We start from the raw sequence: 13,414 nt of genomic DNA, 5'->3' as shown, positions 1-13,414 counted from the left end.
ATCCCCAAGGATAAGGTACCTTTCTGCAAGAGTAGACCCAGATGGATTATCTGATTTTATGTCCTGTACAACGCCATATGAACTAAATATAGCATTAAGGTGTATGCTCAATACTAGCGATATAACCCCTCCTAGAACCAATATTTCTATTATTCTGGTAGGGGTTCTCTGAGCGTTATTTTTACTCATACATTCTAAGTCCGCCAAATGAAACATAATTTTTAGAAACCTTAATCTAAGTATAGATGCTATTTTCCTAATGAGTTGAATAATTAGTGGTTTGCCTTTTTTGATAAATTGAACTAGAAATATGGTAAGTAAAAAGGCATTTTACTGCTGAGAAACTAGCGCGAAATGCAATATTCAAGGATGAAGCTGTTAAGGGATAGGTTTTCCTAATTCAAAATGCACCTTGAGGTTACAAACTTGAAATTGATTATCTTTACTTTTTTTCTCCTCTATTCTTACTCATCGGGGGCTTTAACTAGCTCTACAGGCGATAGTCTCAACTCTTTGGCCGAAGATATAGGGATCAGCGTTGGCGTACGTAATGATAATACTGGTTATGAACACCTTAAATCTAATGCTTTAGAAAGTATATTTAAGTATAGTCAACATAGCGGCGTTGTTAATTCACTGTATTATAATGATAAAATATCATTTGAGCGTTTGATAAGGTATGCTGATTCGGATAAAGAAATTCAAAGCCTAAGGTTTAAAATAAGGGAATATAAGGAGCTTACTCGATATAAATGGCCTAGTTTAAAGCCTAATGAGTATAAGATGGGACAAAGGTCTAAAGATATAGCTAAACTTAGGTGGATGTTAGTGTCATTAGGGGATATTGAAAATAGGCAACTTTCCGCTTACCGAGAACAAATTTATGATCCTTCGATAACGAGTGGCATTAAGCAATTTCAAAAACGACATGGCCTCAGCCAAAGTGGTAATTTAACCATTGAGTCTATTGAATTACTTAATGTACGACCAAAAAATATAGTGACTAAGCTACAGTCTGCAGTCAAAGCAAAACTATCTGTATTTCATGAAAAGAAAAGTATATATATTGAAGTTAATATCTCCGAGTTTAAATTGAGGGTGAAAGGAGATGAAGATGTACATTTAGAAATGCCAGTTATTATTGGTAGTACAGATAATAAAACACCACTCCTTAATACATATATTAGTAATATAACTGTAAACCCTACATGGACACCTCCTTATTCAATTGTTTATGACGAGTTACTATTAGGATTGAAAAATAACCCACGGTTTCTGGATGCTCAAAGATTTGTTCTAGTCGATAGAGTAGATAACCAGAAAGAAAAAAGTTTGAAGGGCATGAGTAGCGAGCAAGTGAGATTGTCACTTAGAAAATTCAGGCTTGTTCAAACTGCAGGGTATTGGAATGCTTTAGGGGCTTATCGTTTCACAATTCCTAATTCTGAATCAATATTTCTTCATGATACTCCCAACAGAAATCTGTTTTTTAAGAGTAATAGAGCCTTAAGTCATGGATGTATTCGTTTAGCGAAACCAGAGCAGCTAGCCAATTACTTGATTAGCAGGGAAAATGTTGACAAAAAGAGAATATTAAAAATAGCAAAACAGGGAACTGAAACCGTTAGCATTAGACTTAAAAACCCCATCCCCATTATTATAACTAACCAATATATATGGGTTGATAAGGATGACTTATTACAAGTTAGAGCCAACGTTTATAATCAGGAGGTTAAAGATAATGGATGATTATTGTCATGATAGATTAACTATCAACCAGCTAATTAGAAAAGAGAAAAGTGCAAGGATGAGGCTGAAGTTGCTGGCTGTACAGCATTTTCAAGATGGTAAGTCACGGTATCAAATAGCATCTTATCTTAAAGTGAGTAGAACGAGCGTAAATCGATGGATTAGTAATTATCTATCTAGTGGTTTACATGGCTTAGAGGAAAAAAAACATACAGGGCGACCTTCAGCTTTAACAAAAGAACATAAGAAACAACTGATAGATTACATTGATAGCACAAATAAAAATACCAGTGGCGATAAGTTAAAAGGCACAGAAATACAAAGGTATATAAGTTCTGAGTTCGGAGTTGAATATGAGATTTCTAATATCTATAAGATACTTGACCGACTAGGTTACAGCGAAAGGTAAACGTAAACTTTGTTTGCTACTTCTATTTTATTTGATGTAAATGAAATTGTTCTGCTTATGACTACTACACATAATCATTTGATAGCGGAATTTTGTTAACCTATAGAATTTATAAGGTTTCTTAAGCATATATTCTACTTTTATTTCATTATTACCTATCGCTACTGAATAAATATCTGGTCTAATTTGATAAAATATTACCTCGTCAGGTTTTGTTATGCGGGGCTCTATTAACTATTTTCATCTAATCTTTTGATTGGTTTCGCTAATGTATTGGCGATATCAGGGCGAAATCTACAGGTAATGTATCTTAGTTGAGCTAAATGATTCACACTTCGTCAAAATTGATAGTTTGTTAACAAATAGTTGGTTGGTGTCACTTTCATTTCAGCAGTACACATAATTATTCCACAAATGCACATCCTTTCAGCTTTGCTACCTTTAAAAGGTAAACATTGTTTGAGAATTAAACGATGTGAATATATTAGATATCCGAAACCTTTGGATTAGTGCCATTACATACATAAATTTTTCTGGAGTACAAAATGAATATTAAATCGCTATTAACAGAGTTTATCGAAGATGAGAGTGGCTTAACGGCAGTTGAGTACGCCATTGCCGGAGGTTTGGTTGTTGGTGGAATGATTGGTGCCTTTAACCTTCTTGGTGATAACGCAACAAGTAAAATTAATTGTTTAGCCTCAGCCGTTAACGGAAAAAGTTCAGATTGTGGTTAAAATAACTTTTAGGAATTTTAATCAAGCCCACTGGTATGTGGGCTTTTAAACGGCGTAATTTGCAAGGAATAGACTGTAATGAATGATTTGCAACTCTGTATTCAAGTGATAATGGCCGGTGTTTTTTTCTGTTTAGCGATTGGCTTTGATTTGTCAAAAGAGCGAATACCAAATTGGCTTTGTCTAATTGCAATTTTTGCTGGTTTTACAATAAATAGTTACTTTGCTCAATTAGACGGGTTACTTGTCGCTTTTATCGGATTTACTGCAGCTTTTGTGCTTTTATTTCCTACTTTCGTTTTGAAAATATTGGGTGCTGGCGATATCAAACTAATGATGGGAATAGGCGCCATCATGGGGCCGACACTACTCCTTTGGAGTATCTTATATGCGATTGTCGCAGGCTCGGTCACGAGCATTATTCTGGTTGCATGGAGAACGGGTTTTAGAGGTGTGAAAATAACCGCAAAGAGGTATTGGGATTGTTTTTATCTAAGAACCTACTTTAAACCGGAGCAAGGTGAAGCGGCAGGGCAAAAAGTGCCTTACGCACCCGCACTCGCACTTGGCTGGTTATGGGCGTGCAGTATCAACCCACAGATAAATCATTTGTATACTTCGATTAGCCAAAGTTATTTTTAGAGGTGATTTATGCAACAAGATTCCCACTTAAAACAACTTTCTCCTGAATCTAAGGTCAGTTCAATTTCTCCTGTGTCAGGGGGATTGGCACCAAGACCTACTAACATTGAACACACCGGATTATCCGAGTCTCTTTTACTCGACCTTTTATTAAAGCATTTATTAAATGGTGGCGTGCTGACTAAAGAACAAATGGTTAAGTTGATGGGGGTGACTGGTGGCATTATTCAACATTTATTGGATGCAGCAAAAACCCTTGCTTGGGTAGAAAATCGACAGACAACCTCTGATGGACAAATGCGGTACGCCTTAAGTATGGGCGGAGAACTACATGCTAAACAAGCTTTGTCCCGCAATGGTTACCTTGGATTAGCGCCAGTACCTTTAGCTCAATATAATAAGGTGTGTAGGAAACAATCTAGTCGGGCAAACCCTATTACATTCGAGATGCTTGAGAAAGGTTTGTCGGCACTAGTGCTACCAAAAGATCTATTATTCAAAATAGGTCCGGCAATGAATTCAAGTCGTCCAGTGCTGATTTATGGGCCACCTGGTACAGGGAAGAGTTACTTGTGTCGGCACCTTAATTTGACCATTGGCGATGATGTCTTAATACCTTATGCCTTAGCTATCGGTAATGAAGTTATCCAAGTTTATGATCCAGAACTGCATCATCGAGTCGCGGGCGATACAGTTCCAGCAAGTTTAGATTTAGCAAAAGGCCATGACCCTCGTTGGTTAAGGTGTAAACGACCATTACGAATCACCGGTGGTGAACTTACAGCTGACATGTTAGAAGTTCAATTTGATAGTCATAGTCGAACTTATATGGCGCCACTACAGTTAAAAGCAAACAACGGGATATTGCTTTTAGATGATTTAGGTAGACAAAAAATTAGTGCTAAGCAGTTATTTAATCGCTGGATCATTCCCATGGAAGAACGAAGAGATTTTCTAAGTTTGCAGTCCGGCGAACATTTTGAGATCCCTTTTGAACTAATTCTACTTTTTTCTACTAACCTTGATCCTAAGGAATTGGTAGATGAAGCATTTTTGAGACGTTTAGGTTATAAGATTCATTTTGATGCACTAGATGAGCAACTATATAGAAAAATATGGTTTCAAGTTTGTGCAGATTTAAACCTAAGTTGCACAGAAGAAGTTTTCCAATACTTGTTGATTGAATTTCACATGAGATATGACAAGCCGCTTATTCCTTGTTATCCAAGAGATTTGTTAGGGATTATGTCTGATCAAATAAGTTTTATGGAGTTTGAATCTGTCGTGACTCCTTCTTTGATTGATTCAGCATGGTCAATCTATTTCGTTTAAAGACAATAAGCTACATTTTGTAGGAGCTCTAAATGAATAATAAAACCCTTTTATTTGTTGTTTTATCATTAGTATTTGGTGTTACTGCGGTTTACCTTGCCCAGAACTGGTTAAAATCCAATACTAAAGAGGACGTTGTAAGCTCTACTGGAACGGTAATTACTTTGGCAACTGAAGTTCCTTTAGGAGTAATATTACAACGTAAACACCTATCACTTACATCAGTTCCTGAAGCTCTAATCCCCGAAGGAGCTGTAGTTGATTTAGCTGAAGCTGAAGGAAAGGTAGTTAAACAGAAACTCTACCCAGGTGAAGTACTGCGGACTGAACGTCTAACAGTGAAGGGAGAAGGAAGTACGTTAGCGAGCTTAATTACTCCAACTATGCGAGCAGTAACCATCCGGGTAAACGATGTAGTCGGTGTAGCTGGGTTTCTGCTACCAGGTAATCGGGTAGATATTATTAATATCTTTAAAAGTAGTGGTATCAAGACCGATATCGTCCTTTCTAATATAAAAATACTGGCGATAGATCAACGAGCTTCGAATGATGAAAATAAACCTGTAGTAGTTAGGGCTGTCACTTTAGAGCTAAGCCTTGATCAAGCAGAAATATTGATGATTGCTAAAAGTCGCGGCTCGTTACAACTTGCGTTACGTAATCCTAATGATAAAGCCGTCATTGAGCTCGCTGAAGTTGAAGAAGTTGATATCAGAAAAGAAAAAGAAGTTAAACCACTGTTAGTGCAATCGGTCGTCAGATCTGAGCTTAAAAATTCAGATAAGATTCTCTTGCTTAAAGGTATGAAAGAGCAAGAGATTAAAGTCAATAATTAGATAGTACTTAACAAGTGCAATGCATAGTGTTTGACAGGAGAACAACATGCCATTCTTAAGGAAATATTCATTTTTAATTTTGTTAGCACTGCTTTTTACTTCACTCGTTGATGCTGGAGGGCCGACTGCAAAAGTAAGAAGTGACATTCAAAAAATTCCGATATTCAAGTCACGGGTACTTATGCTTAAAGAACCTGTACATAGAGTTTCTGTTGGTAATCCTAGTATTGCTGATATCAAACTGTTGCCCAATGATGAGCTATATATTTTGGGGAAACAGCTTGGCAGTACCAATATCATGATTTGGGATAAGAATGAGCAACTTTCTAAGATAATGGACATTGAGGTTACCCATGATCTTAATGGTTTGAAAACTCGATTACATGAGTTTTTGCCAACGGAGAAACTGGGTGTTCAGACCTCACAAGGACAACTACTTTTAAGTGGTCAAGCTTCTAACCTGCAAAAAATGAATACAGCAGTAGAACTAGCGCAAGGCTATGCAGAGGCAGCAGCAGGAGGAACGGCTCCTAGCCGAGTATTAAATATGATGACCATTGGTGGCGATCACCAAGTGATGTTAGAAGTTGTTGTAGCTGAAGTTCAACGTAACGTTGCTCGTCAATTTGACTCCAAATTTTTTATATTTAATCAGGGAGATAACCTTTCCGGTGGTGTTATCGGTGGCGGTGGTGGGTTTGACCCCGGCGGAATTGGTGGTGTCGACGGCAAGGGGCTTTTTGCCCAATATGTGAATGGTGACCTTTTAATGAATTTTGCGCTAGATGTTGCAAAACAAAACGGACTCGCAAAAGTATTAGCTGAACCCAATGTAACCGCAATGAGTGGACAATCTGCTGAGTTTCTATCAGGTGGTGAATTTCCTATTCCCGTTCCAGGTGATGATGGTAACACTACGGTTCAGTACCGTGATTATGGCGTGGGTGTAAAATTTGTACCAACGGTTCTTGACTCAGGCCAAATTAATTTGAACTTAAATGTAGTAGTTAGTGAAATTAGTACCGCAAACGGCTTTTCCATTACAGGCAATACTTCGAGCTCTTTAATCGTACCCTCATTAACTAAAAGAAGTACTGCGACTACGGTCGAATTAGCTGATGGGCAAACTATCGCTATAAGTGGATTAATCAGTGACACATTAAGAGAGAATATTGACAAGTTACCAGGACTCGGTGATGTCCCTGTTCTGGGACAATTGTTTACAAGTAAAAGCTTTCAAAATGGTCAAAGTGAGTTGGTTATTTTGGTTACCCCTCGTTTAGTAAGACCTTTCAATAAAAAAGATATTTCACTGCCAACAGACGGTTTCGTATTACCCTCAGACGTTGAATTCTATTTGTTAGGAAAGTTATCGCATAAAGAAAAAAATGAGGCTTCTAGTGATACTCCATATCAACCTGCAGAATCAGACGCAAAACTTGATGATACCGGTACTCAGCAAAAATATGGCCACTCACTTTAGAATTGGAGAAAATGTAATGAAATTAAGATCTGAAGTTTTAGTCCAATTAACTGCATTTATTTGCGGAATATTCATGATTTCCGGGTGTACCCAAGTTAATGATTTTCCAATGGGTGAGAGTCATTACCAGATTAAGCAAGTACAAATATTGGATCCCGACGCTGCAGAAAAAAACGACGGTATTATACTTAGTCTAGAAGGCAACTATGGTCGTAAGGTTATGCAGTCTTATAGAAGTAGCTCTGTAGCACCTCAATCTTCCAAAAGTATGGGCTCGGTTACAGCGGGTAGTTCGAGCAGCAATTGAACTAGAGGCGAGTTATGCGTGATTTTAAGCGTTTTCGCAAACCAATCATTCTTACAAAGATGAAGTTTCAATCCGGAGCTATTCTTGTCATGTTCACTATCGGTATCTTTGCCATTGTAGCATTTGCGGCACTTGCATTAGATGGTGGACACATGCTGTTAAGCAAAGGGCGTTTACAAAATGCCGTTGATGCCGCGGCATTGAGTGCGGCAAAAGTTTTGCAAGATGGTGCAACATTGTACGAAGCAAGAGAAGCCGCTTACGAAATATTGGTTCAGAATCTAAATTTTAGTGAAAACGGAGAGTTAAAAACAGCTGCCTCCCTTGTAACTCCGGATTTCAATGAGACCCAAGTTACTGCTCATCTTCAAATTGAATTCTCCCAACTACCAGACCCTTTTAACGCTGTGCTCTTGGAAGGCAGTGAATACGTAAGAGTTAAGGTTGAAGATGTACCTTTATCAAACTTTTTAGCAGACATATTAAATTTTAATAAAGAGATCCGAGCTTCTGCTGTTGCGGGTCGAAGTCAAGACTTACTGTGTGTTAATAAAGTTGTTCCTTTATTAGTCTGTGGAGAACCAGGTTCTTCTGCGGAAGATAACTACGGATTGGCAAATGGGTTGCATGTTATGAAAGTCGGTTCCGGTGCCCCAAGTGCGAATGGTGCCGGTAATTTCCAACTAATTAGCCTTAATGGAGATCGCGGTGGTAGTGACCTTCGCGATGCTTTTTCTGGAACCTATTCACCAGATCAGTGTGTCGGCGCAGGGATTACTGCCACGACTAAAACGGGTAATACGGTAGGTCCTGCAGCACAAGGAATGAACACTCGATTTGGAGAGTGGGGGCAAGCTGGCACCAATAGTGTTGATAATCCGAGAGACACCAATATATGTGAAGGTACTGAAGTAACAATAGGCGAAGTGCAATCAGAAGTTGACGGGGTACCTGTTGTTGATGATAAGGGTAAACCTGTGATGGAAACAATCATTACGAACTCTGATGGTGCGTACTCATGGAGTCAGTATGACAGCGACAATAACTCTGAAACGCCGCAGGCTTGCGCAACTACCGACGATCCTAATGCAATACCTAGTCGGAGAGAGCTGAACATCGTTGTGGGGGTTTGTGATCCAAATGAAAATGGTTCTTATGATATCGACATTATAGGAACTGCCTGTTTTTTCCTTACTCAGCAGGTTGGTGGTAATGGCCAAAGTTCTTACATCGTAGGAGAGTTTTTAAGTATCTGTAAGAATACTGGTACCGCTTCTTTAGACCCTGCTTATGTAGGCGATAGTTCAACCATCGTTTTATATTGGGATCCTGATAGCCCAGATTCCTAGGGACATTGAGATGAGAACACGAAGAAATTATACGGAACAATCGGGGGTGGCAGCCGTTGAGTTTACCTTGCTGATCCCTATTTTTCTGCTGCTGATATTCATCACGGCGGAGTTAGGCCGGGGAATATATCAATATAGTCATTTGACTCGAATGGTACGTGATGCAGGTAGGCATTTATCGCAAACCGTTATTACCACCGGTAACGGAGTCCCCTCGACACTGACTGATAACAACTGTGATGGATGTATCTCGGATACCAAGCACCTGCTGGTTTATGGCGCTAATACGGGAAGCAGCGCACTACTGTCCGGGATAAGTATCACTGATGTTAGTATTGCAGAAATGCCCGCTAATAGCGGCATCATGGTTATTACTGTTGACTATGATTGGACGCCAGTTTTTTTTGATAAGGTACAGGGTTTTGGTTTTGGTGATGGAATTGATTTAAGTTTTAATTTGAGTGCCAAATATGCAATGAGGGCAATATGAAACGTGTTCGTGGGCTCTATGCGGTTGAGTTTTCCATAGTGGCAAGTGTGTTCTTTTTGCTTTTGTTTAGTGCAATAGAAGTGGGAAGGCTACTTTACACTTATAGTGTCCTTCATGAAGCTGCACGCAGGGCTGCAAGAGTCGCGGTTGTGTGTCTGATTACTGATGACACTCGCAACTTGGGCCTTTTTAATGGAGCATCTTTAGTGCCAAATTTAAATGTCGCTAATCTAGAGATTAGTTACTTAGACATTGATGGCTCAGCATCAACAGACTTGACCTATGGTAGTGACATTAAATTAGTCCGAGCTGAAATTATAAACTATCAACATCAGTTTATAGTTCCTGGGCTTTTTATTACTCTTAACTCTCCAATATTTTCTTCGACCTTGCCGAGAGAAAGCTTAGGTGTGTTCAAAGGCGGTTCAACCACTTGCAGTTGATTTTTTTATCTAAATAAAATCATAACTTAGAAAATGATAGCTATAGTAAATGTAAGTGAATTTAATTAGGGAGGTAGGAGGAATATGGACAATCCGCTAGAACTTTGCGTTGCAAATATTAATGATGAGCCTAAATCAGTGACGCCTATGCTATTACCTTTTCCTGTTAATGCAATCGTAGCGGTTAAAGATATTTCTAACATAGAGACATTTGCTGATCTACTTAGCCAAGTAGAGCGTTTGTCTTGTTCTGTGAATTCCTATTTAGAAGATTTCAAACAAAATCCGAATAATGATATCAACCTAATATTGTTACATTTGCCTAATGATGAGCGTGAAGCAAAACAGGCACTCGGTTATGCTGCTAACTTTGGTGTTGATATTATTTTGCTGGGAAAAGATACTCCGCCAAGCATTTTACGGTTAGCTTTTCAGTACAAGGTGAGTGATTTTATCGCCAGTGACGCGCCTGTTGAAGAGATATATGGAGCGATATTAAAGGTTTCTAATCGCTTAATCGAGGAGGCTGTACTTGCACCTGTTTTAGCTGTAGTAAATGGGAAATCGGGTTCCGGGGCGAGTTTCATAGCTGCAAGTATAGCGAGCGTAGCTGCACAAAGAGAAAGTTACGACGTTTGCTTACTTGATACCGATCTACATCATGGCTCACTAGCTCATATTTTGGGGATGGAAGCCAACTATTCAATATGTGATGTACTTTGGTCTTTAGATGATATGGACGAAGTCGCTCTTAAAAGTACCATGACTTCTAACAATAATTTAAGCCTATTGGCTGCAAAACCCTTTGAGTTACTGTCTTTAAGTAGTGAGCTTGATTTAACTAAAACAACAGATTTAGTGCGCAAATGTCGTCAATTTTATAAGCAAGTTATATTAGATTTCTCCCGTGGACCGGAATTCTGGAATGATGAACTTTTACTCGATGCAAAGGTTCTCGTGGTTACCCAGCAAAACATCATGCACTTACGTCAAACTAAAGACTTAATAAAGCAACTCGAAAATATGGGGGTTGCTCACGAAAAAATTAGCTTAGTAATAAATAGATATGACAAACAATCTGATATTAAGCTCGCTGACATTAAACAAACTATTGGTATTGACTCGGTGTTTACTATTGTTAATGACTATAAGTTATCTAGCGAATGTGTCGAATTAGGAAAATCAATAACTGAAATAGCTAAGAAACAGAAGATGTTACAAGATATTCAATATTTAGTAACTGAGTTAATGCCGCTTGATAAAGTAGAAAGTATAAAAAGGGCGGGTTTTTGGGAGCGATTACTAGGGAAATGATATGGATATTAATCAGCATAATGGAAAAGAGTCTTCTGAATTTCAACCACTAAGCCAAGAAGAACAAGATATTAAGATTCAACTCTATGACAAATTATTAAGTGTAATGGATTTGTCGCTGATTGAAACTGTTTCAAAAGAACAAGCAGAAACTCAAATTAGTCAGATTTGCGACAAAATATTGTCGGAAATGCGCCTACCTTTGAACCTTTCATCAAGAAAGCGCTTGATAAAGCTTATCATCGATGAAGTTCTAGGGCTTGGTCCGCTTGAGATACTACTTGCAGACCCTTCTATATCCGACATTTTGGTCAATTCCTATGATCGCGTCTATGTTGAAAGAAAGGGGAAATTGCAGTCGGTTAACATTAAATTCCATAGCAATGCGCATCTACTAAATATTATTGATCGTATTGTATCGAGTGTCGGTAGGAGGATTGATGAGTCCTCACCGATGGTGGATGCTCGTCTTGCTGACGGTTCTCGAGTTAATGCAATCATCCCACCGTTAGCTTTAGATGGTCCATCTTTATCTATTCGACGTTTTGCCGTTGATAAGCTAAATGCAAAACAACTTATTGATATAGGTTCAGTCACTGAAGAAATGATTGAATTGTTGCAAGGCAGCGTAAAAGGAAAGCTAAATATTTTGGTCTCTGGCGGCACCGGTAGCGGAAAAACCACCCTCCTAAATATGCTGTCGGGTTATATTCCATCCGACGAACGTATCGTCACCATTGAAGATTCAGCTGAATTACAGTTACAACAACCTCATACTGTGAGGTTAGAAACTCGACCACAAAATATAGAGGGAAAGGGTGAGGTTTCACAACGAGACCTCGTTAAAAACTGTCTGCGTATGAGACCTGACCGTATCGTTATTGGTGAGGTTCGTGGTGGTGAGGCTCTCGATATGCTTACAGCGATGAACACCGGTCACGAAGGGTCGTTAACAACACTGCATGCAAACAGTCCTCGAGACGCACTAGGACGATTGGAGTATATGGTTTGTATGGCAGGGTTTGATATGCCTGTAAGCAATATACGTACTCAAGTAGCATCTGCAATAGACCTCGTCGTGCAGCTAGAGCGTCAGGAGGATGGTCGCCGTCGTGTTACAAGTATTCAAGAGATCAATGGTATGGAGGGGGAGATTATAACTATGTCTGAAATTTTCAGATTTAATCGAACTGGCATGAAGGAAGGTGGAGAGATTGTTGGAGCATTTGAAGCGACGGGCGTTATACCTGGCTTCCACAGTAAGTTAAAACAGCATGGTATAGAGCTTCCTTATAATCTATTTAATTGTGGCGATCCATTTGCAGAATTTTAGGGGTTTAGCTTATGTTTTCAAATGAAGTTATCTTTCTTGGTCTTATTTTTATTGCAGTAATCTTTTTATCCCAAGCTCTTTTTTTACCTGTCTATAGCCCACAACGTGCCAATACCGCGTTAGTTCGAAAGCGTTTAAAAAGTTTGTCACAAGATGGTGAAAATACAACATTTGAAACTTCGCTATTGCGGAAAAGCCGGCTGGCAAAACTAGGAAGTGTTGGTCGTTATTTAGAAAGCTTTCAATTTATAGAGAATTTGAGTTATCGACTCGAACTCGCAGATTACAAATTACTGGGACATCAGTTCCTTTTTTTAGCCTTAGCCACCGCGACGATTACTTCAGTTGGAGCTTGGCTTTACTTAGGTGAAATTGTGGCTGGTGTTTTTGTATTTGGATTGGTTCTTTTCTTATTTAATTTTAAGTTGGTGCGGGATACTAATAAGCGTATGGACAAAATTGAAGAAAGTTTTCCAGATGCTTTGGACGTATTAAGGCGAGCGTTACAGGCGGGTTATTCTTTTTCAGACGCCGTAAAACTGGTAACAGAGGAGATGGAAGGGCCGCTTGCTAAAGAGTTTAGTTTAATGTTTGCCAATATTAACTACAGTAAAGACACCAAACGAGCACTACTTAGTTTTATTGAGCGTGTGCCAAGTGTATCAGCAATGGCCTTTGCCAGTGCAGTTATGGTTCAGAAAGAAACCGGGGGGAATCTTGCTGAAAATATTCAAAACCTCGCCAGAGTGATAAGGCTAAGGTTTACTTTTAGACGAAGAGTTAGAACTTTGTCAGCGGAAGGGCGTTTGTCTGCTTGGATCTTAATCTTGTTACCCTTTGTTTTATTTGCTGTGATCTATCTGCAAACCCCTGGCTACGTGGGTGAACTAACCGGCACGGAAGAGGGGCACAAATTGTTGATGTGGGGAGCTATTGGTATGTTTGTCGGTGGCTTTTGGATTAGTAAAATTATAAGGATTGATATGTAAT

General features: G+C 38.9%; 14 protein-coding genes. All 14 read left to right on the top strand.

From position 1 onward, the window contains the following. Nucleotides 1–426 precede the first annotated feature (426 nt). Nucleotides 427–1,749, top strand: coding sequence for a L,D-transpeptidase family protein (locus K5R16_RS05010; RefSeq protein ID WP_220736443.1), 1,323 nt, complete (start codon nucleotides 427–429; stop codon nucleotides 1,747–1,749). Beyond that, nucleotides 1,742–2,158, top strand: coding sequence for a helix-turn-helix domain-containing protein (locus tag K5R16_RS05005; RefSeq protein WP_220736442.1), 417 nt, complete (start codon nucleotides 1,742–1,744; stop codon nucleotides 2,156–2,158). The genes K5R16_RS05010 and K5R16_RS05005 overlap by 8 nt, the downstream gene beginning before the upstream one ends. 545 nt (nucleotides 2,159–2,703) lie before the next feature. Next, nucleotides 2,704–2,895: a Flp family type IVb pilin gene (locus tag K5R16_RS05000; RefSeq protein WP_220736441.1), complete on the top strand. Its 192-nt coding sequence runs from the start codon at nucleotides 2,704–2,706 to the stop codon at nucleotides 2,893–2,895. Between the two features lie 78 nt (nucleotides 2,896–2,973). Further along, complete coding sequence (locus tag K5R16_RS04995; protein WP_220736440.1) at nucleotides 2,974–3,537, top strand: prepilin peptidase; 564 nt, start codon at nucleotides 2,974–2,976, stop codon at nucleotides 3,535–3,537. Nucleotides 3,538–3,546: 9 nt separating this feature from the next. Continuing rightward, complete coding sequence (locus K5R16_RS04990; RefSeq protein ID WP_220736439.1) at nucleotides 3,547–4,869, top strand: AAA family ATPase; 1,323 nt, start codon at nucleotides 3,547–3,549, stop codon at nucleotides 4,867–4,869. Nucleotides 4,870–4,901: 32 nt separating this feature from the next. After that, nucleotides 4,902–5,705 carry a Flp pilus assembly protein CpaB gene (cpaB, locus tag K5R16_RS04985; protein ID WP_220736438.1) on the top strand — a complete coding sequence of 268 codons (804 nt, stop codon included), beginning with the start codon at nucleotides 4,902–4,904 and terminating at the stop codon, nucleotides 5,703–5,705. Nucleotides 5,706–5,751: 46 nt separating this feature from the next. After that, nucleotides 5,752–7,188 (top strand): type II and III secretion system protein family protein, encoded by a 1,437-nt coding sequence (locus K5R16_RS04980; RefSeq protein WP_220736437.1) that lies wholly within the window; start codon nucleotides 5,752–5,754, stop codon nucleotides 7,186–7,188. A 16-nt stretch (nucleotides 7,189–7,204) separates the two neighbouring features. Next, a complete protein-coding gene (locus K5R16_RS04975) occupies nucleotides 7,205–7,495 on the top strand; it encodes a hypothetical protein (RefSeq protein WP_259649768.1) in 291 nt (96 codons plus the stop codon). 59 nt (nucleotides 7,496–7,554) lie between these two features. After that, a complete protein-coding gene (locus K5R16_RS04970) occupies nucleotides 7,555–8,844 on the top strand; it encodes a Tad domain-containing protein (protein WP_220736436.1) in 1,290 nt (429 codons plus the stop codon). Nucleotides 8,845–8,854: 10 nt separating this feature from the next. After that, nucleotides 8,855–9,334 carry a TadE/TadG family type IV pilus assembly protein gene (locus K5R16_RS04965; RefSeq protein WP_220736435.1) on the top strand — a complete coding sequence of 160 codons (480 nt, stop codon included), beginning with the start codon at nucleotides 8,855–8,857 and terminating at the stop codon, nucleotides 9,332–9,334. Further along, nucleotides 9,331–9,777, top strand: coding sequence for a TadE/TadG family type IV pilus assembly protein (locus tag K5R16_RS04960; protein ID WP_220736434.1), 447 nt, complete (start codon nucleotides 9,331–9,333; stop codon nucleotides 9,775–9,777). The genes K5R16_RS04965 and K5R16_RS04960 overlap by 4 nt, the downstream gene beginning before the upstream one ends. A gap of 84 nt (nucleotides 9,778–9,861) precedes the next feature. After that, complete coding sequence (locus K5R16_RS04955) at nucleotides 9,862–11,091, top strand: pilus assembly protein CpaE (RefSeq protein WP_220736433.1); 1,230 nt, start codon at nucleotides 9,862–9,864, stop codon at nucleotides 11,089–11,091. A gap of 1 nt (nucleotide 11,092) precedes the next feature. Next, on the top strand, nucleotides 11,093–12,424 hold the full coding sequence (locus K5R16_RS04950; protein WP_220736432.1) for a CpaF family protein: 1,332 nt from the start codon (nucleotides 11,093–11,095) through the stop codon (nucleotides 12,422–12,424). A gap of 11 nt (nucleotides 12,425–12,435) precedes the next feature. Then, nucleotides 12,436–13,413 carry a type II secretion system F family protein gene (locus K5R16_RS04945; RefSeq protein WP_220736431.1) on the top strand — a complete coding sequence of 326 codons (978 nt, stop codon included), beginning with the start codon at nucleotides 12,436–12,438 and terminating at the stop codon, nucleotides 13,411–13,413. The last annotated feature ends 1 nt before the right edge of the window (nucleotide 13,414 follow it).

Source organism: Shewanella sp. c952 (assembly GCF_019654975.1).
Classification (GTDB): domain Bacteria; phylum Pseudomonadota; class Gammaproteobacteria; order Enterobacterales; family Shewanellaceae; genus Shewanella.
Note: the sequence above shows the minus strand (reverse complement) of the source record. Positions and strands in the feature narration are given on the sequence as shown.

Excerpts from the sequence above, each read along its gene's own strand:
- K5R16_RS05005 (WP_220736442.1), top strand. The coding sequence starts at position 1,742 with ATGGATGATTATTGTCATGATAGATTAACTATCAACCAGCTAATTAGA.
- K5R16_RS05000 (WP_220736441.1), top strand. The coding sequence starts at position 2,704 with ATGAATATTAAATCGCTATTAACAGAGTTTATCGAAGATGAGAGTGGC.
- K5R16_RS04995 (WP_220736440.1), top strand. The coding sequence starts at position 2,974 with ATGAATGATTTGCAACTCTGTATTCAAGTGATAATGGCCGGTGTTTTT.
- K5R16_RS04990 (WP_220736439.1), top strand. The coding sequence starts at position 3,547 with ATGCAACAAGATTCCCACTTAAAACAACTTTCTCCTGAATCTAAGGTC.
- cpaB (WP_220736438.1), top strand. The coding sequence starts at position 4,902 with ATGAATAATAAAACCCTTTTATTTGTTGTTTTATCATTAGTATTTGGT.
- K5R16_RS04980 (WP_220736437.1), top strand. The coding sequence starts at position 5,752 with ATGCCATTCTTAAGGAAATATTCATTTTTAATTTTGTTAGCACTGCTT.
- K5R16_RS04975 (WP_259649768.1), top strand. The coding sequence starts at position 7,205 with ATGAAATTAAGATCTGAAGTTTTAGTCCAATTAACTGCATTTATTTGC.
- K5R16_RS04970 (WP_220736436.1), top strand. The coding sequence starts at position 7,555 with ATGAAGTTTCAATCCGGAGCTATTCTTGTCATGTTCACTATCGGTATC.
- K5R16_RS04965 (WP_220736435.1), top strand. The coding sequence starts at position 8,855 with ATGAGAACACGAAGAAATTATACGGAACAATCGGGGGTGGCAGCCGTT.
- K5R16_RS04960 (WP_220736434.1), top strand. The coding sequence starts at position 9,331 with ATGAAACGTGTTCGTGGGCTCTATGCGGTTGAGTTTTCCATAGTGGCA.
- K5R16_RS04955 (WP_220736433.1), top strand. The coding sequence starts at position 9,862 with ATGGACAATCCGCTAGAACTTTGCGTTGCAAATATTAATGATGAGCCT.
- K5R16_RS04950 (WP_220736432.1), top strand. The coding sequence starts at position 11,093 with ATGGATATTAATCAGCATAATGGAAAAGAGTCTTCTGAATTTCAACCA.
- K5R16_RS04945 (WP_220736431.1), top strand. The coding sequence starts at position 12,436 with ATGTTTTCAAATGAAGTTATCTTTCTTGGTCTTATTTTTATTGCAGTA.